We start from the raw sequence: 23515 nt of genomic DNA on the forward strand, positions 1-23515 counted from the left end.
GGCGCTTTTCGAAGGCCGCCGCATCGCCCGCCGCAAGGAGTGAAAAGACAAGCTCATGGCCAAGATCATCGGCATCGACCTCGGCACGACCAACTCGTGCGTGGCCGTCATGGACGGCAAGAACCCCAAGGTCATCGAGAACGCCGAAGGCAACCGCACGACCCCGTCGGTCGTGGCGATCCAGGACAGCGGCGAGGTCCTCGTCGGCCAGCCCGCGCGTCGCCAGGCGGTGACCAACCCGACCAACACCTTCTTCGCCATCAAGCGCCTGATCGGCCGCAATTTTGATGACCCGGTGGTGGCCAAGGACAAGGGCATGGTGCCCTACGAGATCGTCAAGGGCCCGACGGGCGACGCCTGGGTGCGCGCCCACGGCAAGGATTATTCGCCGCAACAGGTTTCGGCCTTCACCCTCGGCAAGATGAAGGAGGCCGCAGAGGCCTACCTCGGCGAGACCGTGACCCAGGCCGTGATCACCGTTCCGGCCTACTTCAACGACGCCCAGCGTCAGGCGACCAAGGACGCCGGCAAGATCGCCGGTCTGGAAGTCCTGCGCATCATCAACGAGCCGACCGCCGCCGCCCTGGCCTATGGCCTGGAGAAGCACGAAGGCCAGAAGATCGCCGTCTATGACCTGGGCGGCGGCACCTTCGACGTCTCGATCCTGGAGATCGGCGACGGCGTCTTCGAGGTGAAGTCGACCAACGGCGACACCTTCCTGGGCGGCGAGGACTTCGATCTGCGTCTGGTCGACTACCTGGCCGACGAGTTCAAGAAGGAGCAGGGCGTCGATCTGCGGACCGACAAGCTGGCCCTGCAGCGCCTGAAGGAAGAAGCCGAGAAGGCCAAGAAGGAGCTGTCCTCGACGGCTCAGTACGAGGTCAACCTGCCGTTCATCACCATGAACGCCTCGGGCCCGCTGCACCTGAACATCAAGCTGTCGCGCGCCAAGCTGGAAGCCCTGGTCGACGACCTGATCCAGCGCACGATCGAGCCCTGCAAGAAGGCCCTGGCCGACGCTGGTCTGAAGGCTGGCGACATCGACGAGGTCGTTCTGGTCGGCGGCATGACCCGCATGCCCAAGGTCGTGGAAGCCGTGAAGGCCTTCTTCGGCAAGGAGCCGCACAAGGGCGTGAACCCTGATGAAGTCGTGGCCCTGGGCGCCGCCGTTCAGGCCGGCGTTCTGCAAGGCGACGTCAAGGACGTGCTGCTGCTGGACGTGACCCCGCTGACCCTGGGCATCGAAACCCTGGGCGGCGTCTTCACCCCGCTGATCGAGCGCAACACCACCATCCCGACCAAGAAGAGCCAGGTCTTCTCGACCGCCGACGACAACCAGTCGGCCGTGACGATCCGGGTCTTCCAGGGCGAGCGCCCGATGGCGTCGGACAACAAGGTCCTGGGTCAGTTCGACCTGATGGGCATCCCGCCGGCGCCGCGCGGCATGCCGCAGATCGAGGTCGCCTTCGACATCGACGCCAACGGCATCGTGCACGTGACGGCCAAGGACAAGGCGACCAACAAGGAACAGTCGATCCGCATCCAGGCCAACGGCGGCCTGTCGGACGCCGACATCGACAAGATGGTCAAGGAAGCCGAGGCCAACGCCGCGGCCGACAAGACCCGCAAGGAACTGGTCGAGGCCCAGAACGGCGCCGACAGCCTGATCCACTCGACCGAAAAGGCCCTGTCGGAACACGGCGACAAGGTCGACGACGCCACCAAGGCGACCATCCAGTCGGCCCTGGACGACCTGAAGTCGGCCAAGGACAGCTCGGACCCGGAAGCCATCCGCGAGAAGACCAACACCTTGGCCCAGGCCTCGATGAAGCTGGGCGAGGCCATGTACGCCTCGCAGCAGGGCGCCGGTGAAGACGGCGCTTCGGCCGACGCCCCCGCCGACGACGGCGTGGTCGACGCCGAGTTCGAGGAAGTCTCGGACGCTGACGACGACAAGAAGAACGCGTAACGAAACGCGGCTCATGACGACCGGCCCCGCTTGCCAGACGGCAGGCGGGGCCGTTTCATAAAACTTGCATCATTCGGCCGGGCGCCCATGTCAGCAGGCATGGCCATCTGGTCATCCGCGACCGCCTGATCCTCGGCTCAACCGGGACGGCGGACGCCGCGATAAAGTAAGAGGACGAACGCCTGATGGCGCAGCGTGACTATTACGAAATTCTGGGGGTCGAGCGGACCATCGACGCGCCGGGCCTGAAGTCGGCCTATCGCAAGCTGGCCATGATCCACCATCCGGATCGCAACGGCGGCTCGGAAGAATCCCTCGCCCAGTTCAAGGAGATATCCGAGGCCTATACGGTCCTGTCGGACGATCAGAAACGCGCGGCCTATGACCGGTTCGGTCATGCGGGCGTGAACGGCGGCGCCGGCGGCGGCGACCCGTTCGGGCGCGGCGGCGGCCAGGGCTTCCACGACATCAACGACATCTTCTCCCAGGTCTTCGGCGACGCGTTCGGCGACGCCTTCGGCGGTCGAGGCGGCGGACGCCAGCAACAGGCCGGCCCGCGTCGCGGCTCGGACCTGCGCTACGACCTCGAGATCACCCTGGAGCAGGCCTACAAGGGCGCCGAGGTCGAGATCGCGGTCCCCACTACCATGACCTGCGAGATCTGCGACGGGTCGGGCGCCAAGGCCGGGACCAAGCCGACCATCTGCTCCACCTGCGGCGGCGCCGGACGCGTGCGTCAGGCCAACGGCTTCTTCCAGGTCGAGCGCACCTGCCCCCGCTGCGGCGGTTCGGGCGAGATGATTTCGGACCCCTGCAACGCCTGTCACGGCCACGGCCAGGTCCGCAAGAACCGCCAGCTCAGCCTCAAGATCCCCGCCGGCGTCGACGACGGTTCGCGCATCCGTCTGTCGGGCGAGGGCGAGGCCGGCCAGCGCGGCGGTCCGCGCGGCGACCTCTATGTCTTCCTGTCGGTGCATGACCACGAACTGTTTGAGCGTGACAACCTGGACCTGCTGGTCACGGTCCCGGTGCCGATGACGGTGGCGGCCCTGGGCGGAACCGTGGATGCGCCCTGCCTGGTGTCCGAGGCCTGCGACGGCAAGTGCCGGGCCCCGGTCGAGGTGCCGGCCGGCGCCCAGACCGGCAAGACCATCCGCATCAAGGGCAAGGGCATGCCCCACCTGAACGGCCGCCAGCGCGGCGATCTGGTGGTCGAGCTCTTCGTCGAGACCCCGACCGATCTGACCGCACGCCAGAAGGAGCTGATGCAGGAGCTTGCAGCCTCGTTCGGAGAGAGCCAGAATCCACGCAACTCCAGTTTTGCCGGCAAGGCCAAGCGTTTCTGGGCCGATATTCTGGGCGGCGACGCTGACAATCCGAAAGAGAATGCGTGAGCGATATCTTCCACGCCGGCATCTCCGGCGCCCGGGGCCGCATGGGCCGCGCTGTTTCGCTGGTCCTGGACGCCCGCGAGGACGTGGTGGTCGCGACCCGCTTTGATCGCGGCGAGACCCCCGACTTGCAGCTGTGCGACGTCGTCATAGACTTCTCGACGCCCGAGGCCTCGGTTGAACTGGCCCGCGCCTGCGCCGAGCGGGGCGGCCCGGCCCTGGTCATCGGCTCGACCGGCCTGTCGCCGGAACAGGACGCCCTGATCGAGGCGGCCGCCGAGAAGATCGCCATTGTGCGCAGCGGCAACTTCTCGCTGGGTCTCAACATCCTGATCGGTCTGGTGGAGCACGCGGCCCAGCGTCTGGACGGCCGCGACTGGGATATCGAGGTCCTGGAGACCCATCACCGACGCAAGGTGGACGCCCCCTCGGGCACCGCCCTGATGCTGGGCGAGGCCGCCGCCAACGGCCGGGGTCGTGATCTGGAGGACCTCAAGACCGCCCCCTATGACGGCATCACCGGCCCGCGCGAGCCGGGCAAGATCGGCTTTGCCTCCTTGCGCGCCGGCGGCGTCATCGGCGAGCACACGGTCCTGTTCGGATCGGAAGACGAGCTGCTGACCCTGTCGCATTCGGCCATCGACCGGTCCCTGTTCGCCAAGGGCGCCGTGGCCGCCGCCGCCTGGGTCCGCAACCGCCGCCCCGGCCTCTATGACATGCAGGACGTGCTCGGCTTCCGTCAGGCCTGAGGGCGTGATCCGACACGGGACGAGCTATGGCATGGTGCTGCGGGCCGCCGCCGCCCTCAGCTTCTCCCTGATGTTCGCCCTGATGAAATGGGCAGCGACGCTCGAGCCCGTCTCGGCGGGCGAGATGGTCTTCTTCCGCTCGCTCTTCGGCCTGCCGGTCGTGTTGATCTGGGTTCTGAGCGCCGGGGGCGGACTAGCCTCGCTGTCGACCCGCCGCCCCATGGTTCACGTCTGGCGTTGCGCCTTGGGCGTGACGGGCATCGTGCTGATCTTTCAGGGTTTGCGGCTGCTGCCCTTGGCCGACGCCACGACCATCGGCTTCACCTCGCCCATCTTCGCCACCCTCTTGTCCATCCTCTTCCTCAAGGAGAAGGTGGGCCGCCATCGCTGGACGGCGGTGGGTCTGGGCTTCCTCGGCGTGCTGGTCATGGTGCGCCCCGGCGCCGAGGGGGCGCCGCCCCTGGTCGGTCTGTTGTTCGCGCTTGGCGGCGCCTTCGTGGCGGCTTCCGTCACCGTCACCTTGCGTCAGTTGGGCAAGACGGAATCGGCCACCGCCATCGTCTTCTGGTTCTTCGTCGCCTGCGCCGCCGTGGGCGGGGTTCTGAGCCTGATCGACGGCCATAGTCACAGCTGGGCGGTCCTGGCCATCCTGGCGGCGGGCGGACTGGCCGGCGGTCTGGCGCAACTGCTGATGACCACGTCGTTACAGCACGCCCCGGTCTCTGCCCTGGCGCCGCTGGACTATCTGCAGATGGTCGGGGCGGTGGTGCTGGGTTGGCTGTTGCTCAGCGACGCGCCGACCCTGCCGACCCTGTGCGGGGCCGCCCTGATCGCCGGCAGCGGTCTCTACACCGCCTGGCGCGAGCGGGTTCTGCACCGTGAGATCACGCCGCCGTCGCCCTCGGTCTGAAAGCCTCTAGCGCCCGGTCGAGCCGAAGCCGCCGGCGCCGCGCGCGGTCTCGTCCAAGGCCTCGACCTCGGCCATGACGGCCTGGGCGTAGGGCGCAATCACCATCTGGGCGATGCGTTCGCCGCGCCGGATCTCGAAGGCGACCTGGCCGTGGTTGATCAGGATGACCCCGACCTCGCCGCGATAGTCGCTGTCGATGGTGCCCGGCGAATTCAGGCAGGTGACGCCGTGCTTCAGCGCCAGACCCGAACGGGGTCGCACCTGGGCCTCATAGCCCGGCTCCAGCGCGATCTTCAGCCCGGTCGGGATCAGCCTGCGCTCTCCGGGGGCCAGAACGATCGGCTCGAACTCGGCCACGGCGGCGCGCAGGTCCATGCCCGCCGATCCTGCCGTCTCATAGGCGGGCAGGGCCAGGCCCTCGGCGTGGGGCAGGCGTTCGACGCGGACGGTGGTCATTACGGTAAGTCTCTCAGGCCTTGAAATGATCGGCGATGCGCTGGGCGATCTTGCGCGCCACATCGGTCTTGGACTGGCGCGGCCAGGGCTCGGCGCCGTCACGGGTGAACAGGGTCACGGCGTTGCCGTCGGAACCGAAGACCTCGTCGGACACGTCGTTGCCGACGATCCAGTCGCAGCCCTTCCGCGACAGCTTGGCGCGGGCGTTGGCCTCCAGGTCGCTGGTTTCGGCGGCGAAGCCGACCACCAGCCTGGGACGCTTCGGTCCTGGCGCGGAGACGCCCGCGAGAATGTCGGGGTTCTCGATCAGGGCCAGCGACGGCGGTCCGCCCGGCTTCTTCTTGATCTTGCCCGAGGCGACGCCGTCCACGCGCCAGTCGGCCACGGCGGCGCTCATCACGGCGATGTCGGCGGGAAGCGCCGCCTCGACGGCCGCCTTCATCTCGGTCGCCGCCTCGACCCAGACGCGGGTCACGCCGACGGGCGCCTCCAGTGCTACAGGGCCGGAGATCAGAGTCACCTCGGCGCCCAGCTCGGCCAGGGCGGCGGCGACCGCATAGCCCTGCTTGCCGCTGGAGCGATTGGTCAGGCCGCGCACCGGGTCGATGGGTTCGAAGGTCGGCCCGGCGGTGACGATGGCGGTCCTGCCGGTCAGGGGGCGACCATCCGGCCCGGCCAGCAGGCGGGCGATCTCGTTCAGGATGGCGGCGGGCTCGGCCATGCGACCGGGACCGAATTCGCCGCAGGCCATCTCGCCCTCGTCCGGTCCGACCACGGCGACGCCATGGAAGCCGTCAAAGCTCTTCAGCCGCTCGACATTGGCCTGAACCGCCGGGTGCAGCCACATCCGCACATTCATGGCCGGGGCCAGCAGCACCTTCTTGTCGGTGGCCAGCAGGGTGGTCGAGGCCAGGTCATCGGCCAAGCCGTTCGCCGCCTTGGCGATCAGACCCGCCGTGGCCGGCGCCACCACCACCAGGTCGGCCCAGCGCGACAACTCGATATGGCCCATGGCCGTCTCGTCCTCGGGCATGAACAGGTCCTGCCGCACCGGATGTCCGGTCAGGGCCGCCAGCGACATGGGGGTGACGAACTCGGCCCCGGCGGCGGTCAGCAGGCTCATCACCTCGGCCCCGGCCTTCTTGAGCAGGCGCGTCAGCTCCAGCGCCTTGTAGGCGGCGATGCCGCCGCCGACGATCAGCAGGACCTTGCGGCCGGAAAGCGAGGATGCGGTCATGGGGAATCTCTAGCGGGGCCGCATGACGCCGTCGAGACAGGGCCTTGTTCAAACAGAAATGTCAGTAGGAACATTGCGGGAACGCATCGTCTGTGTATACCTGTGTTCGGCGGGTTCTTCAGGGAGGGTGACCCATGCGAATGCAGATGGCGACGGCGGCTCTGGCGATGCTGGTCCTGGCGGGGTGCGACAGCGGCGGCTCGGCGGTGGAGACCCGTGAGCGAACGGCGGCCGAGCCGGTCGCCCTGATCTCGGCGGCGGCGCCCGACAGCGAGATGGAGGCGACGCCTGAGGCCAAGCCTCCGGTCACCGCCAACCGGCGGGAGACCGCGGACGCCAAGGTCCAGCGCCTGTATGAGCGTAACGGCGCGGCCTTTGGGGCGAAATCGGCCGACGACTACCTGACCAAGGTGCGGGCCTTTACCGACAGGGCGCCCAGCGGGACCGAGACGGTCAAGCGCCCCAACGGCGACACCCTCTATTATCAGGCCTCGACCAACACCTTCGCGGTGGTGGATCGCAACGGCGTGCCGCGCACCATGTTCAAGCCCGACGACGGTCCGACCTACTGGGCCCAGCAGAAAGAGCGGGCCCCGACCTTTGGTCAGCGCCGGCCTTCCACGCGATCCTCCGAATAGTCAGGCGGCGTCGAACGTCAGGGGCGCGCCCCAGAAGCGGGCGATCAGGTCCGACTGCGGTCCAGGCGTTCCGGTGGTCAGGAAGTCGCGGCGGGCCGAGTTCCCGAGCTCATATTCCGGGTGGCGCGCGAAGTAGCGTTCCAGCGAGTCGGCCACGGCGGTCGGCTGGCTGATCACCTGGACCCCGGCGGGCAGGGCGGCGGCGAACAGGTCGGCGACGATCTCGTAGTGGGTGCAGCCCAGGATGGCCTTGTCCGGGTGACGGCCGATCCGGCGGCGCAGGGCGTCGACGTGGTCGTCGACCACCACCTTAAGCTCCTCGGCGGGGGCGCCCAGTTCGATCAGGCCGGCCAGACCGGGGCAGGGCTCGGTGAAGACGGCCAGGTCTTCGCGGCGCTTGTCGATCTCGATCTCGTAGACCCGGCTCATGGCTGTCGCGGCGGTGCAGAAGACGCCGGTGACGTCGATCGCCTCCTTCTTCTGGCCTTCGTTGCGGCCGTTGCGCTCGGCCTCATAGGACCAGGGCAGGCCGGTGGCCGCCTCGATGGTGGGAACGATGATGCCCAGGACGTTGACCGGGCGGCCCAGCTTTTCGCGCATCCCCGGAATCCAGGTCTGCTGCAGGCGACGCAGCGCAATGGCCGAGGCCGTGTTGCAGGCCAGGACCACGACCGAGGCGCCCGCCTCGAACAGGCGTTCGCAGCCCGCGCGCGTCAGTTCGACGATGTCCTCACCGCCGCGCCCGCCATAGGGGGCGTGCCCCTGGTCGCCCAGATAGATGAAGTCCCGCGTCGGAAAGCGGGACACAAGTTCGCGGTGAACCGTCAGTCCGCCCACGCCGGAGTCAAAAACGCCTATCGCCATGACGCGGCCTTTAGACCCGTGGGGTTCCGTCGTCCAATGGTTAGGATTACATCAGGCGCATCAGACGGTCCGGGCGAGCACGCCGGGGGATGTCAGAAACAGCTATGGTTGGGAGACCTGGATGCACAGACGCCATCTTCTCATCGGGGGCGCGAGCCTCTTCGCCCTGACGGGTTGCGCCTCCGCCGGCGCCATGGAGAACGGAATGACCGGATCGGCCACGGCCCTCTCGACTGCGGATGAAGCCCGCATCGGCCGCGCGGTCCTGCCGGCCGCCGCGCCGCGCGCCGAACTGCTGCAGCCCTGGACCGGCCCCTATGAGGGCGTGCCCCCCTGGGACAAGGTGACGGCGCCCAAGATGCGCGAAGCCATCCTGGAAGGCATCGAGCTGCAACGCGCGGACATCGCCGCCATTGCGAACAACCCGGACGCCCCGACCTTCGCCAACACCCTGGTGGCCATGGAGCTGGTCGGCGAGCCGCTGGACCGGGCCATGAACGTCTTCAGCGTCATGACCTCGAACATCGGCGGCGAGCAGTGGGACGTGCTGGAGACCGAGCTGTCGCCGATCCTGTCGGCCGCCTCGGACGAGATCACCTTCAACGAGAAGCTGTTCGCTCGTATCAAGGCCGTGGCCGACGGCGCCGACGCGGCGGGCCTGAACGCCCAGCAGAAGCGTCTGGCCGAGCGCAGCCGCGACGCCTTCGTGCGCAACGGCGCCGCCCTGGACGCCGCCGGCAAGGCCGAACTGGGCCGCATCAACACCGCCCTGTCGAACGCCTTCACCGGCTTCGGTCAGAAGGTGGTGGCCGACGAGAACACCTGGACCGTCATCACCAACGAGGCCGGCCTGAAGGGCCTGCCTGAATCCAACAAGGCCGCCGCCGCCGCCGCTGCACGCACGCGCAACGTCCAGGGCTGGGCCATCGTCAACACCCGCTCCAGCGTCGATCCCTTCCTGACCTTCGCCGACGACCGCGCCCTGCGCGAACAGGTGTGGAAGAAGTTCGTCAAGCGCGGCGACAACAACGACGCCAACGACACCAAGTCGACCATCGCCCAGATCGTGGCCCTGCGTCAGCAGCGCGCCAAGCTGCTCGGCTTCGGCAACCATGCCGAATGGCGCATGCAGGACACCATGGCCAAGACCCCGGCCGCGGCCATGGAGCTGATGCAGCGCGTCTGGACCCCGGCCAAGGCTCGCGTGGCCGAAGAGGTCGCCGACATGAAGGCGATCGCCGGTTACGACATCGAGCCCTGGGACTACCTCTACTTCGCCGAGAAGGTGCGCAAGGCCAAGTACGACCTCGATCAGAACGAGCTGAAGCCCTACTTCGAACTGCACGCCGTCCGCGCGGCCTCCTTCTACATGGCCGAGCGCCTGTACGGCTTCGTCTTCAAGGCCATCCCCAAGGGCACGGTCTCGACCTTCGAGCCGGACGTGACCACCTATGAGGTCACCGACAAGGCCAGCGGCAAGCTGATCGGCCTCTATTACGCCGACGACTTCGCCCGTCCGGGCAAGCGTTCGGGCGCCTGGATGACCACCTATCGGTCCTTCTCGACCCTGACCGGCGCCAAGCCGATCCTGGCCTCGAACAACAACAACTTCGTCAAGGCCGAGGCCGGTCAGCCCCTGCTGATCTCGCTGGACGACGCCGAGACCCTGTTCCACGAGTTCGGCCACGCCCTGCACTACTTCTCGTCGGTGGTGACCTATCCGTCGTTCGGCAATACGCCGCGCGACTTTGTGGAATATCCGTCGCAGGTGCACGAGCACTGGGTGCTGAGCCGCCCGATCCTCGACGGCTACATGAAGCACGTCGAGACCAAGCAGCCGATGCCGCAGGCGCTGGTGGACAAGATCGAGGCCTCCTCGACCTTCAACCAGGGCTACGCGACGGTCAGCTACCTGTCCTCAGCCCTGGTCGACATGGACCTGCATACGCAGGCGACGCCGCCGACCGACATCGCCGCCTTCGAGAAGGCCTCGCTGGACCGTCTGGGCATGCCCAAGGAGATCGTGATGCGGCACCGCCTGCCGCAGTTCAACCACCTCTTCACCTCGGACGCCTATTCGGCCGGCTACTACTCCTACCTGTGGTCGGAAGTGATGGACGCCGACACCTGGGCCTACTTCGAGGAGTCGGGCGACGTCTTCAACCCGGAGATCGGCGGCCGCTTCAAGTCGATCATCCTGGCGCCGGGCAACACCACGGATCGCGGCGACGCCTATCGCCAGTTCCGCGGCCGCAACCCCGACGTGGCCGCCCTGCTGAAGGTGCGCGGCTTCCCTACCTCTTAAGGGGCCTATCGGCCTTCGGCCTACTTGAGGCCCGTTAGGCGCTGAAATTGGAAGGGGCCCGGTGGAGTGATCCTCCGGGCCTTTTCCTTGTGCTTCGCCTTATCTTCCGCCGTCACCCCGGACGACCCGTAGGGGCGATCCGGGGCCCAGGCGTTTGATCGGGCAGGGGGAGTCGGCGCCTGGGTTCCGGGTTCGCTGCGCGCCCCGGAATGACGGCGAGGAAAAGCCTTGTCGGCAAGCCCATTCTGTTTCCGGCTGAGGTGGCGTAAGCCTTGGCCATTCGAATGAAGGAGTGCCCATGAGCGTCGTCGCCTCCTATGTCTACAAGGACGGCAAGCGGGTTCGCGAGGCGCCGCTGACCGATGAGGGGCTGCGGCTCAAGCCCGGCGAATATCTCTGGATCGGCCTCTACGAACCGACGAGCGAGGAGTTCGAGGCCCTCGTGCGGCGCTTCCGTCTGCACCCCCTGGCGGTCGAGGATGCGCTGGCGGCGCATCAGATGCCCAAGATCGAGGTCTATGGCGGCGAGCTGTTCATCGTCGCCCGCACGGCGCAAAAGGCCGACGACGCCATCTGGTACGGCGAAACCCACGTCTTCGTCGGGCCGCGCTATGTCATCACCATCCGCCACGGCTCTGCGCGCGCCCACACCCAGCTGCGCGCCCAGCTGGAGGCCTCGCCGCTGCAGCTGAAGCATGGCGCAGACTTCATCCTGCACGGGGTGCTGGACTTCATCGTCGACGCCTATGTCCCCATCGTCGACGACATCGAGGACAGCGTGCTGGAGATGGAGCAGCGGGCGCTGGACAGCTTCCTGTCGCGCGCCGACCTCAAGCGCCTGTTCCAGCTTCGTCGGGAACTGCTGAAATTCAGCCGCGTCCTCGGACCGATGGAGGAGGTGGCCAACAAGTTGCAGTCGCTGGACCTGCCCTGCATCGACCGCGAGGTTCGCCCCTATTTCCGCGACGTGGCGGATCATGTGCGGCGGGTTTCCAGTCGGGCGGCGGTCCTGCGTGACATCCTGTCGTCGGTGTTCGAGGTGTCCAATCTGCTGGAGCAGCAGCGACAGGGCGTCATCACCCGCAAGCTGGCTGCCTGGGCCGCCATCCTGGCCACGCCGACGGCGGTGGCGGGTATCTACGGCATGAATTTCGAGCACATGCCGGAGCTGCGCTGGACCTATGGCTATCCGGCGGTGATGGGGCTGATCTTCGCCATCTGCCTGGGCCTCTACATCACCTTCAAGCGCACCAAGTGGCTGTGATCAGCCGCTGTTTCTGAGGCCCGCCGCCACGCCGTTGATGGCCAGCAGTATGCCGTTGCTGACGCGGGGATCGTCGTCGCCGGCGCGACGTCGGCGGATCAGCTCGATCTGCACATGGTTCAGCGGCTCGACATAGGGCATGCGCTGGCGGATCAGCCGATCCAGCTCGGGCTGGCCGCCCAAGAGGTCGTCATGGCCGGTGATCGACAGGACGGCGTCGCGGGTGCGGTCCCACTCCGCGCGGATCTCGCCATAGATGCGGCCCGCCAGCGCCGCGTCGGGCACCAGCTTGGCGTAGCGGCGGGCGATGGCCATGTCGGCCTTGGCCATCACCATCTCCATGTTCTGGACCACGGTGCGGAAGAAGGGCCAGGCCTGGGCCATGGCGCGCAGCTCGTCCGGGTCCTCGCCCTGAACCGCCGAGCCGAAGCCGTACCAGCCGGGCAGCATGACCCGCGACTGCGACCAGCTGAACACCCAGGGAATGGCGCGCAGGTCCTCGATGGCCGTAGAGGTCGAGCGCGAGGCGGGGCGCGAGCCGATCTTCAGGTCGGCGATCTCGGCGATGGGGGTGGCGGCGCGGAAATAGTCGACGAAGCCGGTCGTCTCATAGACCAGGGCGCGATAGGCCTTCATCGAAGCCGCCGACAGGCGGGCCGCCGTGGCGCCGTGCTCGGCGCTGTAGCCGCCGTCGGTCTGCGGCCCCAGCGAGGCCAGCAGGGTCCCGCAAGTCAGGGCGTCGAGGTTCCTCTGCGCCACCTCCGGCTCGCCGTACTTGTTAGCGATGACCTCGCCCTGTTCGGTGACGCGGATGCGGCCGGCGACTGTCCCGGCCGGCTGGCCCAGCACCGCCGAGAAGGATGAGCCGCCGCCGCGCCCGACGGCGCCGCCGCGACCGTGGAACAGCTGCAGTCGCACCCCCGCCGCGCGGGTTACCTCCAGCAGGGCGCGCGAGGCCTCGTGCAGTTCCCAGCCCGAGGTCAGATAGGAGCCGTCCTTGTTGCTATCGGAATAGCCGATCATGACCTCCTGCACCCCGCGCGCGGTCGCTACGGCGCGGGCAGACGGTTCGGCCAGCACCCGCTCCAGCGTCGGCTGCGAGGCGCGCAGATCCTCGATGGTCTCGAACAGGGGGGCGGCCTGGACGGGGCAGGCGGCCGGGTCGGCCGGGTCGTAGAGGCCGACCTCCTTCAGCAGCAGGTAGACCTCCAGCATGTCGGACGCCGCATCGGTCTTGGACACGATATGGGTGCGGATCGCCTGGGGGCCGAAGGCGGCCAGGGCGGCGGCGGCCGCTTGCAGGATGGCGCGCTCCTTCAAGGTCTCGGCGTCATAGTCGGCATAGGGCGAGAAGAGGGGGCGGGGGCTTTCCAGTTCTCGAGCCAGCAGGCTCAACCGGGCCTCTTCGTCGAGGCCGGCGTAGTCGGGACAGACGCCCGCCACCTTCAGCAGGTCGGCCACGACCCGTTCGTGCACGTCGGAGTTCTGGCGCAGGTCCAGGGTCGCCATGTGGAAGCCGAAGATGTCCGCCGCCGTGATCAGCCGCGTCAGCCGGTCGTCGGCGAAGGCCGCGCCGTGGGTGCGCACCAGGCTGTCGTGCAGCACAGCCAGCTCGGCGCGGAAGGCGTCAGGGCTTTCATAGCCGGGAGCCTCGAACGAGGCGGGCAGGGGCGCACGGCCCCCGGTCAGGACCAGATGGGTCGCCGACAGCCGGGCGTAGATTTGGCTCAGGGCGCGGCGATAGGGCTCGTCCGCCCGCTGGACAGAGGCGTCGACCGAGGCCTGGGCCAGGGCCGCCAACTCCGGCGTCACGGTGGTCAGCTCGGCCGAGAGGCTCAGCTCTTCACCGAGCGCGTTCACCTCCTCCAGATAGAAGCGCAGCACGGCGCGCGACTGGGTGCGGAAGGCGGCGGCCAGAACCGTGGCGTCCACATTGGGATTGCCGTCGCGATCGCCGCCGACCCAGGTGCCGATGCGCAGGAAGGGCGGCAGGTCGGGCGCATCCAGCAGGGTCCGCCACTCGGCCAGCTGGGCCGGGGCGACGTGCAGGAAGATACGCTGCAGCCAGTCGGTGACGGTGTTGATCTCGTCCTGCACCACCAGGCCCGAGGCGCGGGTCAATCGCGTCGCCCACAGGATGACGATCTGACGGCGCAGTTCTGCCTTCAGCCGGGTAGGCGAACAGGCGATCCCGTCGCGGTCGCAGCCGTCCAGCAGACCGCCGACGGCGCCGATGCGGTCGATGACGCTCTTGCGCCGGACCTCGGACGGGTGGGCGGTCAGGACCGGCGAGATGAGGGCATGGGCCAGCAGGTCGCGCACCGCCGCCCGGTCCACCCCCGCCGCATCCAGCCGCTTCAGCGCGCCCTCGGGCGTGTCGGCGCGTTCGCCGGCCACGGCCTGTTCCCGCGCGCGGCGCTTGCCCGCCCGGTCCTCGGCGACATTGGCCAGCAGGGAGAAGGCGGCGAAGCCGTGGGTCAGGCCGATGGCCTGATCCAGCGACAGATCGTTCAGCAGGGCTTCCAGCTTGGACGCCCCGTGCGAGGCCGGGTCGCGGTGATAGGCCACCGAGGCCTGACGCACCGCCTCGATCCGGTCGTAGAGTTCCTGACCGCCTTCGTCGCGGATGACCTCGCCCAGCAGGGCGCCCAGAAGGCGAACCTCGTCACGCAGTCGGTCGTCGGCGGCCTGGATCATCGCATCATCCTTCAGCGGGGAGGCTGGGAGCGGAACCGTATCAGCGGAATCCGACCCGGCTAGTCCCCAAGGTCAACGCTGAAACCCTTTGTGTGGTTTTCGGCCGCGCGCCGCAGAGTCGACATTTGCTCGCGGATGCTCCATAAGCCGCGGCTTCCGGCGCAATTGAACCTGCGCCTCCTCCATCACGACAGCTTTCTTGGTCGTGCTACCGCGCTGAGCGCTACTTGAGCACAGCCCATTCGGGCTCAAGTAGGCCGACCGGCCGATAGCCCCCAAAAGAAAGAACGAGGATGGCGAGGACCCTCTGCCGACGTGATCGTCGCCAGAGGCCGTTTCTCTATGGAGGTCAGGGTTCGCGCATGAAAGGTTTTGAATGTTCGAGGCTCTGAACGAGCGACTGACAGGCGTCTTCGACCGGATCACCGGCCGCGGCGCCCTGTCCGAAAAGGATGTCGAGGAAGCGCTGCGCGAAGTCCGCGTCGCCCTGCTCGAGGCCGACGTCGCCCTGCCGGTGGTCAAGGACTTCATCAGTCGCGCCAAGGAGGCGGCGACCGGCGAGGACGTCATCCGTTCGGTCAAGCCGGCCGATCAGGTGGTCAAGATCGTCTATGACGGCCTGGTCGAGATGCTGGGCGGCGAAGAGCCGACCCCGATCAATATCAACGCGACGCCGCCGGCCGTGATCCTGATGGCCGGCCTGCAGGGCTCGGGCAAGACCACGACCTCGGCCAAGCTGGCCCTGCGCCTGACCAAGTTCGACAAGAAGAAGGTCATGATGGCCTCGCTGGACACGCGTCGTCCGGCGGCCATGGAGCAGCTGGCGACCCTGGGTCAGCAGATCGAGGTTGCGACCCTGCCTATCGTGGCGGGCCAGTCGGCGGTCGAGATCGCCAAGCGGGCGCTGCAATCCGCCAAACTCCAGGGCTTCGACGTCCTGATCCTCGACACCGCCGGCCGCATCACGCTGGACGAGGCCCTGATGGCCGAGGTGGCCGAGGTCGCTCGCGTCGCCAATCCGGTCGAGACCCTGCTGGTCGCCGACAGCCTGACCGGTCAGGACGCGGTCCGCACCGCCGCCGCCTTCCACGAACGTCTGCCGCTGACCGGCCTGGTGCTGACCCGCGCCGACGGCGACGGTCGCGGCGGCGCCATGCTGTCGATGCGCGCCGTCACCGGCCTGCCGATCAAGTATCTGGGCGCCGGCGAAAAGGTCGACGCCCTCGACGTCTTCGACGCCCGCCGCGTCGCCGGCCGCATCCTGGGTCAGGGCGACATCGTCGCCCTGGTCGAAAAGGCTGCGGGCGAGCTGGACCAGGCCAAGGCCGAAAAGATGGCCCGCAAGCTGGCCAAGGGTCAGTTCGATCTGGACGACCTGGCCGCCCAGCTGCAGCAGATGAAGAAGATGGGCGGGCTTCAGGGCATCATGGGCATGCTGCCCGGCGTGGCCAAGCTGAAGGCCCAGATGGCCGACAGCAACGTCAACGACAAGATGATCGCCCGTCAGGAAGCCATCATCAGCTCCATGACCAGGGCCGAGCGCAAGAAGCCCGACCTGCTGAACGCCAGCCGCAAGAAGCGCGTCGCCGCCGGCGCCGGCGTCGAGGTTCAGGACATCAACCGCCTGCTGAAACAGCACCGGCAGATGGCCGACATGGTCAAGTCCCTGTCCAAGGGCGGCGGCAAGAACCTGCAGAAGATGGCCGCCATGATGGGCGGTCTCGGCGGAGGCGGCGGCGGAATGCCCGGCCTTCCCGGCATGGGCGGCGGCCCCGACATGGCTCGCCTCAAGGCCCTGGGCGGCGGCAAGATGGCCGAACCCAGCGCCGACGAAATGAAAGCCATTCAGGACCGCCTCGCCGGACTGGGCGGCGGACAACTTCCGGGGGGCCTTCCGGGCCTGCCGGGCTTCCCGAAAAAGAACTGATTTCGACCTTCTAGAAAGAGACTGAAAATGCTGAAGATTCGTCTGGCCCGCGGCGGCGCCAAGAAGCGCCCCTACTACTACATCGTCGTTGCTGACAGCCACGCTCCCCGCGACGGCAAGTTCATCGAGCGCGTCGGCAGCTACAACCCGATGCTGCCCAAGGACAGCGCTCAACCGCGCGTCACCCTGAAGGCCGACCGTATTTCGGAATGGCTCGCCAAGGGCGCTCAGCCGACCGACCGCGTCGCGCGCTTCATCAGCCAGTCGCAGGACGAGGCCCTGGTCGGCAAGGTCGCCTGGACCCAGTCGAACAACCCGAACAAGGGCGCTCCAGGCAAGAAGGCCCAGGAACGCGCCGCCGAGCGCGCCCAGCGCGAAGCCGACCGTCTGGAAGCTGAAGCCGCCGCCAAGGTCGAGGCCGCCGAAGCCGCCGCCCGCGCCAAGGAAGAAGCCGCCGCTGCTGCTGAAGCCGCCAAGAACGCTCCGGCTGTCGAAGAAGCTCCGGTTGAAGCCGCTGCCGAAGACGTCGCTGCTGAAGAAGCTCCGGCTGAAGCCGCTGCTGAAGCGACCGAAGAAAAGGCTGAAGGCTAAACCCTTCGGCTTCCCGGTTTCGACCGGGACGCGAAATGGAAAGCAGCGTCCGATCCCGGGCGCTGCTTTTCTGCTATCTGGCGCTTGGAAGTACGAAACGGAGCCTGTCGATGAGCGACGACAACAAGATGATCCTCGTCGGCCAGGTCGGCGGCGCCTTTGGCGTCAAGGGCGAGGTGCGCATCACCGCCTTCACCGCCGACGCCATGACCCTGATGAACTATCAGCCGCTGCTGAAGGCGGACGGCACGCCGGCCCTGACCCTGCTCTCGGCGCGGCCGGACAAGGCGGGCGTGGTCGCCAGGGTCAGGGAGATCGCCACCAAGGAAGAGGCCGACGCCGCACGCGGGCAAAAGCTGTTCATCCCGCGCGACCGCCTGCCCGAGCCCGAGGAAGACGAGTTCTACCTGACCGATCTGGTCGGCATGGAAGCGCGCGAGCTCGACGATACGGCCGTGGGCACGGTCAAGTCGGTGCAGAATTTCGGCGCCTCGGACATGCTGGAGATCGCGCCCAAGGAAGGGGGGCCGACCTGGTACCTGCCCTTCACCCGCGAGGCGGCGCCGGACCTGCGCATTTCCGAAGGCTGGCTGCGCATCGTGCGCCCGACCGAGGTGGATGAGCGCGACGAGGGCTGATCGACATAGGATGAGCGAGATGGCTCAGTCGAACGTGTGCATTCTCCAAAGTAGATAATCTCACGGCGGCATCCCGATATGAGCGACCTGTTTGTCCGTCTTGCGCGCTCTACACGGCTGGCTTTGTTCGAGACCGACTATGAAGAATGGCAATACGCCTCGCATGGCGGAACGGTGTTCGTGGTTTCGTATGGGGACAAGCCCTACGGGGTAACCGCCCGGCACATCGCCAAAGATTTTCCATGGAAGCGGCTGTGCATTACAAATGAGAAGACGGGCACCAAGATCGCCGGTCTCAAAGCCCTCAGCTACGCAAGCGATCTCCGCAAGGCGGCGAGCGGCACAGACATTGGCGACATCGCGGTCATCGAGTTTTCCGATGACATCGGGGTCGAGTTCTTCGGTGAGGATTATTATCCTCTAGATAGCAGCACAGTCGTTGGCTCCCAGGCAGGGGACGAGCTAACCGTCTACGGCGCACTCAAAGAAGAGTTGCGCATTGAGGATCGGACAATTCGGCCGACCTTTGCAAAGCTCGACTTTGACGATGACGGGCCGCTTGCATACGACCCTTTCCTTCGTACGTGCTCGGCGTTCTGGAAGAACGTTGGGTTCTCTTCAATAGCCGGTATCAGCGGCTCGCCAGTGTTCAATAATACGAGGCAAGGGCTGACGGGCGTGATGTTGAGAGGCGGCGTCGATGGAGCCGGACAGGCAAGGGGAGCTTATCTCGATTTCGACGACGTAATCCGCATTCTGATGACGATCCACGCGGGCGCATCAAGCGCCGACTATGTCAAAGTGGTTGAACAAACCCGCCGGCGCTAAGCTGAGATCGTCTTTGGCGCCCGACCGAGGTGGACGAGCGCGACGAGGCCTGATCGACCGCCACCGACGCGGTGGCTATTGCGGCGGGCGGGGCGGCTTCCAACATGGAAGGTTCAACCCGCCCGGAGCGCCCCATGGCCGACCTGTCCGCCTTTCCGATCACCCGCCAGTATCCGCCGGCCCATACCGACCGGCTTCAGCTCTATTCGTTTCCGACGCCGAACGGGGTCAAGGTCTCCATCCTGCTGGAGGAGCTGGGTCTGGCCTATGAGCCGCATCTGGTGGACATCGGCCAGAACGAGACCTGGACGCCCGACTATCTGTCGCTGAACCCCAACGGCAAGATCCCGGCCATCATCGATCCCGACGGTCCGGGCGGCAAACCTCTGCCCCTGTTCGAATCCGGAGCCATCCTGGTCTATCTGGCCGAGAAGACGGGGCGCTTCCTGCCCGCCGATCCGGCGGCGCGCTATGAGGCCCTGCAGTGGGTCTTCTTCCAGATGGCGGCCATCGGCCCGATGTTCGGCCAGGTCGGCTTCTTCCACAAGTTCGCCGGGCGGGAGTTCGAGGACAAGCGGCCGCGCGACCGCTACGTCGCCGAGTCGAAGCGTCTGCTGGGCGTGCTCGAAGCTCGGCTTGAGGGCCGGGACTGGATCATGGGCGAGGACTACACCATCGCCGACATCGCCAGCCTGGGCTGGGTGCGTAACCTGATCGGCTTCTATGAGGCCGGCGATCTGGTCGGGTTTGCGGACTTCCCCAATGTCGCCGCCTGGCTGGAACGCGGTCTGGCGCGACCGGCGGTGCAGCGCGGGCTGAACATCCCGGCGCGGCCGTAAAAGAGATGACGGGGGCGCGTGTGTCGCGCCCCCGAAAGCCTTAGACTTCCTCGGTCGGGGCGTCGCCGACGTGTTTCTTGATCGACTCGATCGCGCGCTTGGCGCCCGACTTGTCGGAATAGCCCTCGGTCGAGAAGATGATTTCCGAGTTGTACTTGAACCGGACGCGGAACTCGCCGGCCTTGTCCTGATAGACTTCGAACTTGTGAGCCATGGTCGCCTCGCTGTGCAGGCCCGGGTCGGCCCATGGTCAAGCTGCCACAGCCAAGCCCGTCGTCAATCTGGCTTGGAACACAGGCGCGTGAGCGGGAGCCCGGACATGGCGGACCCGTTAGGCTGTCATGCCTTCCAGCGTCATCCGTCTCTACAGCTATGACGAAGCCGCCCGCCGGCTGAGGATCAGGTTCGTTTCCGGGGCCGTCTACGACTACGAAGAGGTGCCGCCAGACATCATCGAGGGGCTGGCCTCAGCCGGATCGAAAGGGCAGTTCTTCGGGGCCAATATTCGGGATCGCTTCCCCTTTCGCCGCGTCTTCAGCGGGGCCTGATCCAGCGCCGCGCCGCCAGGGCGACGAAGCCGATCGTCAGGCCCCAGAAGGCCGAGCCGACCCCGAACAGGGCCACGCCCGACGCCGTGGCGGCGAAGGTCAGCACCGCCGCCTCGCGATCCTCGGCCACGCTCATCATGCCGGCCAGCGACCCCGTCAGCGGCGCGATCAGGGCCAGGCCGGTGATGACGGCCAGGGCGCCGGTCGGCATGGCGATGAACAGTCCGGCCAGAGGCGCGGCGAACAGGGCGACCACCAGATAGACCAGGCCGTAGAGGACGCCGACGGTCCAGCGCCGGTCATGATCGGGATGAGCTTCGGGCCCGGTGCAGATCGCGGCGGTGATGGCGGCCAGATTGACGCCGTGGGCGCCGAAGGGGGCCAGGAGCGTGCTGGTCAACCCGCCCCAGAAGATCAGCTTTCCGGCGGGCGGAGCGTATCCTGCGGCCCGCAGCACCACCAGACCGGGCAGGTTCTGCGAGGCCAGGGTCACCAAATAGAGGGGCAGGGCCAGGCTGATGGCCGCCTTCCAGTCAAAGGCGGGCATAACGGGCGACAGCTCGCCGAACAGGCCGGTCCCGGCGGGCAGGCCGACCTGGCCCCGCAGGGTCAGAACGGCAAAGGCCGCGACCAGAACGGCGGGCAGGGCCCAGGCGGCGGCGACGCGGCGCATGATGAGGAAGACCGCCAGCAGGCCTGCAGCCAGCGCCATGTCGGTGGGGAAGACGAGGAACAGCTTGAGGCAGAAGGGCAGCAGCACCCCGGCCAGCATGGCCGAGGCTATGGCCGCCGGAATCCGCTCGGCCAGCCGCCCCAGAGCCGGAACCAACCCGGTCAGCACCATCAGTAATCCGGCGATGACGAAGGCGCCGACGGCGGTGGACCAGCCCAATCCCAAGGTCGAGGCCGCCAGCAGGGCCGCGCCCGGCGTCGACCAGGCCAGCACCACCGGCATCTTCAGCCGCCAGCTCAGCACGGCGCCCGGCAGGCCGATTCCAAGGCACAGCGCCGTGACCATGGAGATGATCTGGGCCGGCGAAGCGCCCATGGCCTGACCCGCCTGGACGATCAGGGCCACCGTGCCGCCGAAGCCGATGACGGTCGCCACTGCGGCGGCGGAGAAGCTGGCGGGGGGCGGCAGACGCGACGAAGTCATGCGGCGAAGCTAGGCCGGGGGACGGCGCCCTGAAAGAGGAAACCTCTCATCTCCGCTCATCCCGGCGGACGCCGGGACCCAGTGCTTTGGCTTCATCTGCGCGGCCGGGACTGAGGTGCTGATCTGAGGGGCGCGTCCTTGGCTCTCACTGGATCCCGGCGTCCGCCGGGATGAGCGGGTAGTGAGGGATATGCAAAAAGGGCCGCCAGTGTCCCGACGGCCCTTCGCACTCTCCAGAACCCGGAGGGGTTCAGCCCTCGACGTCGTCCGGCAGGCCGACGGCGTGGAAGCCGGCGTCGACGTGGACGACTTCGCCCGTGGTCGAGCGGCCCAGGTCCGAGCACAGCCACAGGGCGGCGCCGGCGACGCCCTCCATCGAGGTCTCTTCCTTGATCAGCGAGAACTGCGCCGACTTGGAGTGCAGGCCGCGCCCGCCCGAGATTCCGGCCAGCGACAGGGTGCGCATCGCGCCCGCCGAGATGGCGTTGACGCGGATGTTCTTCGGACCCAGGTCGCGCGCGATGTAGCGGGTGGCCGCTTCCAGAGCCGCCTTGGCCACGCCCATGGTGTTGTAGTTGGGGATGACCCGTTCCGAACCCAGGTAGGTCAGGGTGATCATCGAGCCGCCGTTGGGCATCAGCTTGGCCGAACGTTTGGCCACGTCGACGAAGCTGAAGGCCGAGATGTTCATGGCCAGCAGGAAGCTGTCGCGGGTGGTGTTGTCGACGAAGGAGCCCTTCAGCTCGTCCTTGTTGGCGAAGGCCACTGAGTGGACGACGAAGTCGATCGTGCCGAACTCTTTTTCCAACTCGGCGAAGGCGACGTCCATCGAGGCGTCGTCGGTGACGTCGGCCTGGATCAGCAGCTTGGCGCCGACGCTTTCGGCCAGGGGGCGCACGCGGCGCTCAAGGCTCTCGCCGAGGTAGGTGAAGGCCAGCTCGGCGCCCTGGGCCGCCAGCTGCGAGGCGATGCCCCAGGCGATGGAACTGGAGTTCGCGACCCCCATGATCAGGCCCTTCTTGCCCTTCATCAGGTCGCCGGTGGGCATATCCCAGCCTTCGCTCGTCGCCATGGGTTCGTCTCCGTATCTAGAACTTGAACCGCCTTTTGGACGCGCGGCGGGCGGGTGACAAGTCGCGGCGCCGCTGGCGTTCGGCGCGGGTGTCCTTAAGTTGAAGAACGATGAGCCTTGATCCGAACAGTTCAGACGCCCAGCAAGCCGGTCCGGTCTTCTTCGACCGACAGGAACTGGGGCTGGTGCTGCGGGTCTATGGACGCATGGTCGCCGCCGGGGAATGGCGTGACTACGCCATGATCGGCCACAAGGAGGTGGCCGAGTTCGCCGTCTTCCGCCGCTCGGGGGACGCGCCTCTGTATCGGATCGAAAAGCGTCCGGCCCTGCGCCTGAAGCAGGGCCAATGGGCCGTGATCGGCGAGGGCGGCCATGTGTTGAAGCGCGGCCGCGACCTGGCCCAGGTGCTGCGCGTGTTCGACAGCCGCAAGTTCAGCGTGGTGGAGTAGAAAAAGGCCCCGACATTTCCGCCGGGGCCTTCATTCTTTTTGGGCTATCGCCCTTCGGGCTACTTGAGGCCGTTCGCGTTCAAGTCGGCCGTGACCGTGTCACGGCCATAGCGCACTCAGACGCCCTCTATTCCCGGCTGCCGCCCATGAAGGCCAGCAGGAACTGGAACAGGTTCACGAAGTTGATGAACAGGCTCAGGGCGCCGAAGCCCGTGGCCACGCCCATGGCTTCCTGATTACCGCCCAGTTGGTAGTAGGTCATCTTCAGGCGCTGGGTGTCATAGGCGATCAGACCCGAGAAGATCAGGACGCCGAGCGCCGAGATGATCAGGGACATGGTGCCCGACTGCATGAACATGTTGACGATCGAGGCGATGATCAGACCGATCACGCCCATGATCAGGAAGCTGCCCATGGCGGTCAGGTCCTTCTTGGTCGTGTAGCCGATCAGGCTGAGCCCGCCGAACGCCGCCGCCGTCACGAAGAAGGTCGAGGCCAGAGAACCGCCGGTGTAACGCAGGAACAGGACGCCCAGACCCGCGCCGATGGTCGAAACCACGGCCCAGTAGAGCATGTTCACGCCCTTGGCGGTCGGGTTCTTCATGAAGAACATCGAGCCGAACAGCATGACCAGGGGCGAAAACTGGACGATCATGCCCAGCAGGGTCAGGCCGATGCGGCCGTCATCGGTGCGGGCGAACAGCAGCTGCTGCACGGCGGGCACGTTGCCGGTGATGTAGGCGAGGACGCCGGCGACCACGAGGCCGAGGGCCAGCTTGTTGTAGACGCCGAGCATGAAGGCGCGCAGACCAGCGTCGACGGACATGTCCGCCGACTGCGGTAGCGGGCGCGCATAGCCGTTGTTGAAGTCGCTCATCGCGAAAGAAGTCTCCCAAGTGGACGGCAAATGCCGACCTTGACCGGAAATATCGTGACGGACGGGCCGCCTTGCAAGGAAAACCCGTCTTCCGAACACACGTTCCGCCC

22 protein-coding genes are annotated in these 23515 nt (G+C 67.1%); 14 read left to right on the forward strand and 8 right to left on the reverse strand.

Annotation, left to right across the window (positions count from 1 at the left end; translation table 11 throughout):
• The first annotated feature begins 55 nt into the window (after positions 1-55).
• From dnaK to ACOZBP_RS07445, 4 genes are all read left to right on the forward strand, one after another.
• Complete coding sequence (gene dnaK, locus ACOZBP_RS07430) at positions 56-1969, forward strand: molecular chaperone DnaK (RefSeq protein ID WP_422675763.1); 1914 nt, start codon at positions 56-58, stop codon at positions 1967-1969.
• A gap of 185 nt (positions 1970-2154) precedes the next feature.
• On the forward strand, positions 2155-3363 hold the full coding sequence (dnaJ, locus tag ACOZBP_RS07435; protein ID WP_422675764.1) for a molecular chaperone DnaJ: 1209 nt from the start codon (positions 2155-2157) through the stop codon (positions 3361-3363).
• A complete protein-coding gene (gene dapB / locus ACOZBP_RS07440) occupies positions 3360-4109 on the forward strand; it encodes a 4-hydroxy-tetrahydrodipicolinate reductase (RefSeq protein WP_422675765.1) in 750 nt (249 codons plus the stop codon). The genes dnaJ and dapB overlap by 4 nt, the downstream gene beginning before the upstream one ends.
• Before the next feature lie 31 nt (positions 4110-4140).
• Positions 4141-5019 carry a DMT family transporter gene (locus tag ACOZBP_RS07445; RefSeq protein WP_422675766.1) on the forward strand — a complete coding sequence of 293 codons (879 nt, stop codon included), beginning with the start codon at positions 4141-4143 and terminating at the stop codon, positions 5017-5019.
• A 6-nt stretch (positions 5020-5025) separates the two neighbouring features.
• Here ACOZBP_RS07445 and dut read toward each other — a convergent pair whose 3' ends face one another.
• The gene (dut, locus tag ACOZBP_RS07450; RefSeq protein ID WP_422675767.1) at positions 5026-5475 is read right to left on the reverse strand and encodes a dUTP diphosphatase; all 450 of its coding nucleotides are present in this window, start codon (positions 5473-5475) and stop codon (positions 5026-5028) included.
• Between the two features lie 13 nt (positions 5476-5488).
• A complete protein-coding gene (gene coaBC / locus ACOZBP_RS07455) occupies positions 5489-6712 on the reverse strand; it encodes a bifunctional phosphopantothenoylcysteine decarboxylase/phosphopantothenate--cysteine ligase CoaBC (RefSeq protein WP_422675768.1) in 1224 nt (407 codons plus the stop codon).
• A gap of 134 nt (positions 6713-6846) precedes the next feature.
• Between coaBC and ACOZBP_RS07460 the strand changes: the two genes are divergently transcribed.
• Positions 6847-7350 carry an S-type pyocin family protein gene (locus tag ACOZBP_RS07460; RefSeq protein ID WP_422675769.1) on the forward strand — a complete coding sequence of 168 codons (504 nt, stop codon included), beginning with the start codon at positions 6847-6849 and terminating at the stop codon, positions 7348-7350.
• Here ACOZBP_RS07460 and ACOZBP_RS07465 read toward each other — a convergent pair whose 3' ends face one another.
• On the reverse strand, positions 7351-8214 hold the full coding sequence (locus ACOZBP_RS07465) for a glutamate racemase (RefSeq protein ID WP_422675770.1): 864 nt from the start codon (positions 8212-8214) through the stop codon (positions 7351-7353). It abuts the gene before it with no gap.
• 121 nt (positions 8215-8335) lie between these two features.
• Between ACOZBP_RS07465 and ACOZBP_RS07470 the strand changes: the two genes are divergently transcribed.
• Both ACOZBP_RS07470 and corA read left to right on the forward strand, forming a co-directional pair.
• Positions 8336-10519 carry a M3 family metallopeptidase gene (locus ACOZBP_RS07470; protein ID WP_422675771.1) on the forward strand — a complete coding sequence of 728 codons (2184 nt, stop codon included), beginning with the start codon at positions 8336-8338 and terminating at the stop codon, positions 10517-10519.
• Between the two features lie 298 nt (positions 10520-10817).
• Positions 10818-11783 (forward strand): magnesium/cobalt transporter CorA, encoded by a 966-nt coding sequence (gene corA, locus ACOZBP_RS07475; protein ID WP_422675772.1) that lies wholly within the window; start codon positions 10818-10820, stop codon positions 11781-11783.
• Here corA and ppc read toward each other — a convergent pair whose 3' ends face one another.
• Positions 11784-14480, reverse strand: a complete 2697-nt coding sequence (gene ppc / locus ACOZBP_RS07480; RefSeq protein ID WP_422675773.1) for a phosphoenolpyruvate carboxylase — start codon at positions 14478-14480, stop codon at positions 11784-11786.
• A gap of 376 nt (positions 14481-14856) precedes the next feature.
• On the opposite strand from ppc, the gene ffh reads away from it, so the two are divergent.
• From ffh to ACOZBP_RS07505, 5 genes are all read left to right on the forward strand, one after another.
• On the forward strand, positions 14857-16407 hold the full coding sequence (ffh, locus tag ACOZBP_RS07485; protein ID WP_422675774.1) for a signal recognition particle protein: 1551 nt from the start codon (positions 14857-14859) through the stop codon (positions 16405-16407).
• Between the two features lie 27 nt (positions 16408-16434).
• Complete coding sequence (gene rpsP, locus ACOZBP_RS07490) at positions 16435-16998, forward strand: 30S ribosomal protein S16 (RefSeq protein WP_422675775.1); 564 nt, start codon at positions 16435-16437, stop codon at positions 16996-16998.
• A gap of 104 nt (positions 16999-17102) precedes the next feature.
• The gene (gene rimM, locus ACOZBP_RS07495; protein WP_422675915.1) at positions 17103-17636 is read left to right on the forward strand and encodes a ribosome maturation factor RimM; all 534 of its coding nucleotides are present in this window, start codon (positions 17103-17105) and stop codon (positions 17634-17636) included.
• A 78-nt stretch (positions 17637-17714) separates the two neighbouring features.
• Positions 17715-18464 (forward strand): hypothetical protein, encoded by a 750-nt coding sequence (locus ACOZBP_RS07500; RefSeq protein ID WP_422675776.1) that lies wholly within the window; start codon positions 17715-17717, stop codon positions 18462-18464.
• 134 nt (positions 18465-18598) lie between these two features.
• Positions 18599-19303 (forward strand): glutathione S-transferase N-terminal domain-containing protein, encoded by a 705-nt coding sequence (locus tag ACOZBP_RS07505; RefSeq protein ID WP_422675777.1) that lies wholly within the window; start codon positions 18599-18601, stop codon positions 19301-19303.
• 40 nt (positions 19304-19343) lie between these two features.
• Here the strand turns inward: ACOZBP_RS07505 and ACOZBP_RS07510 are convergent, their stop codons facing one another.
• On the reverse strand, positions 19344-19517 hold the full coding sequence (locus tag ACOZBP_RS07510) for a YegP family protein (protein ID WP_114817138.1): 174 nt from the start codon (positions 19515-19517) through the stop codon (positions 19344-19346).
• Between the two features lie 127 nt (positions 19518-19644).
• Here ACOZBP_RS07510 and ACOZBP_RS07515 point away from each other — a divergent pair, with 127 nt between their 5' ends.
• On the forward strand, positions 19645-19851 hold the full coding sequence (locus ACOZBP_RS07515; protein WP_422675778.1) for a KTSC domain-containing protein: 207 nt from the start codon (positions 19645-19647) through the stop codon (positions 19849-19851).
• On the opposite strand, the gene ACOZBP_RS07520 is transcribed toward ACOZBP_RS07515, so the two are convergent.
• Complete coding sequence (locus tag ACOZBP_RS07520) at positions 19838-21007, reverse strand: benzoate/H(+) symporter BenE family transporter (protein ID WP_422675779.1); 1170 nt, start codon at positions 21005-21007, stop codon at positions 19838-19840. The two genes, ACOZBP_RS07515 and ACOZBP_RS07520, sit on opposite strands and share 14 nt — an antisense overlap.
• 250 nt (positions 21008-21257) lie before the next feature.
• Positions 21258-22055, reverse strand: a complete 798-nt coding sequence (locus ACOZBP_RS07525; protein WP_422675916.1) for an enoyl-ACP reductase FabI — start codon at positions 22053-22055, stop codon at positions 21258-21260.
• A gap of 134 nt (positions 22056-22189) precedes the next feature.
• Between ACOZBP_RS07525 and ACOZBP_RS07530 the strand changes: the two genes are divergently transcribed.
• Positions 22190-22528, forward strand: a complete 339-nt coding sequence (locus tag ACOZBP_RS07530) for a DUF2794 domain-containing protein (protein ID WP_422675780.1) — start codon at positions 22190-22192, stop codon at positions 22526-22528.
• 127 nt (positions 22529-22655) lie between these two features.
• Here ACOZBP_RS07530 and ACOZBP_RS07535 read toward each other — a convergent pair whose 3' ends face one another.
• Complete coding sequence (locus tag ACOZBP_RS07535; protein ID WP_422675781.1) at positions 22656-23405, reverse strand: Bax inhibitor-1/YccA family protein; 750 nt, start codon at positions 23403-23405, stop codon at positions 22656-22658.
• Positions 23406-23515 lie beyond the last annotated feature (110 nt).

The sequence above is a fragment of the Brevundimonas sp. NPDC058933 genome (assembly GCF_049315965.1).
Taxonomy (GTDB): Bacteria; Pseudomonadota; Alphaproteobacteria; order Caulobacterales; family Caulobacteraceae; genus Brevundimonas.

Bases quoted from the DNA above. Each gene is read 5' to 3' on its own strand.
- dnaK (WP_422675763.1), top strand. From the start codon at position 56: ATGGCCAAGATCATCGGCATCGACCTCGGCACGACCAACTCGTGCGTG.
- dnaJ (WP_422675764.1), top strand. From the start codon at position 2,155: ATGGCGCAGCGTGACTATTACGAAATTCTGGGGGTCGAGCGGACCATC.
- ACOZBP_RS07445 (WP_422675766.1), top strand. From the start codon at position 4,141: ATGGTGCTGCGGGCCGCCGCCGCCCTCAGCTTCTCCCTGATGTTCGCC.
- dut (WP_422675767.1), bottom strand. From the start codon at position 5,475: ATGACCACCGTCCGCGTCGAACGCCTGCCCCACGCCGAGGGCCTGGCC.
- coaBC (WP_422675768.1), bottom strand. From the start codon at position 6,712: ATGACCGCATCCTCGCTTTCCGGCCGCAAGGTCCTGCTGATCGTCGGC.
- ACOZBP_RS07460 (WP_422675769.1), top strand. From the start codon at position 6,847: ATGCGAATGCAGATGGCGACGGCGGCTCTGGCGATGCTGGTCCTGGCG.
- ACOZBP_RS07465 (WP_422675770.1), bottom strand. From the start codon at position 8,214: ATGGCGATAGGCGTTTTTGACTCCGGCGTGGGCGGACTGACGGTTCAC.
- ACOZBP_RS07470 (WP_422675771.1), top strand. From the start codon at position 8,336: ATGCACAGACGCCATCTTCTCATCGGGGGCGCGAGCCTCTTCGCCCTG.
- corA (WP_422675772.1), top strand. From the start codon at position 10,818: ATGAGCGTCGTCGCCTCCTATGTCTACAAGGACGGCAAGCGGGTTCGC.
- ppc (WP_422675773.1), bottom strand. From the start codon at position 14,480: ATGATCCAGGCCGCCGACGACCGACTGCGTGACGAGGTTCGCCTTCTG.
- ffh (WP_422675774.1), top strand. From the start codon at position 14,857: ATGTTCGAGGCTCTGAACGAGCGACTGACAGGCGTCTTCGACCGGATC.
- rpsP (WP_422675775.1), top strand. From the start codon at position 16,435: ATGCTGAAGATTCGTCTGGCCCGCGGCGGCGCCAAGAAGCGCCCCTAC.
- ACOZBP_RS07500 (WP_422675776.1), top strand. From the start codon at position 17,715: ATGAGCGACCTGTTTGTCCGTCTTGCGCGCTCTACACGGCTGGCTTTG.
- ACOZBP_RS07505 (WP_422675777.1), top strand. From the start codon at position 18,599: ATGGCCGACCTGTCCGCCTTTCCGATCACCCGCCAGTATCCGCCGGCC.
- ACOZBP_RS07510 (WP_114817138.1), bottom strand. From the start codon at position 19,517: ATGGCTCACAAGTTCGAAGTCTATCAGGACAAGGCCGGCGAGTTCCGC.
- ACOZBP_RS07515 (WP_422675778.1), top strand. From the start codon at position 19,645: ATGCCTTCCAGCGTCATCCGTCTCTACAGCTATGACGAAGCCGCCCGC.
- ACOZBP_RS07520 (WP_422675779.1), bottom strand. From the start codon at position 21,007: ATGACTTCGTCGCGTCTGCCGCCCCCCGCCAGCTTCTCCGCCGCCGCA.
- ACOZBP_RS07525 (WP_422675916.1), bottom strand. From the start codon at position 22,055: ATGCCCACCGGCGACCTGATGAAGGGCAAGAAGGGCCTGATCATGGGG.
- ACOZBP_RS07530 (WP_422675780.1), top strand. From the start codon at position 22,190: ATGAGCCTTGATCCGAACAGTTCAGACGCCCAGCAAGCCGGTCCGGTC.
- ACOZBP_RS07535 (WP_422675781.1), bottom strand. From the start codon at position 23,405: ATGAGCGACTTCAACAACGGCTATGCGCGCCCGCTACCGCAGTCGGCG.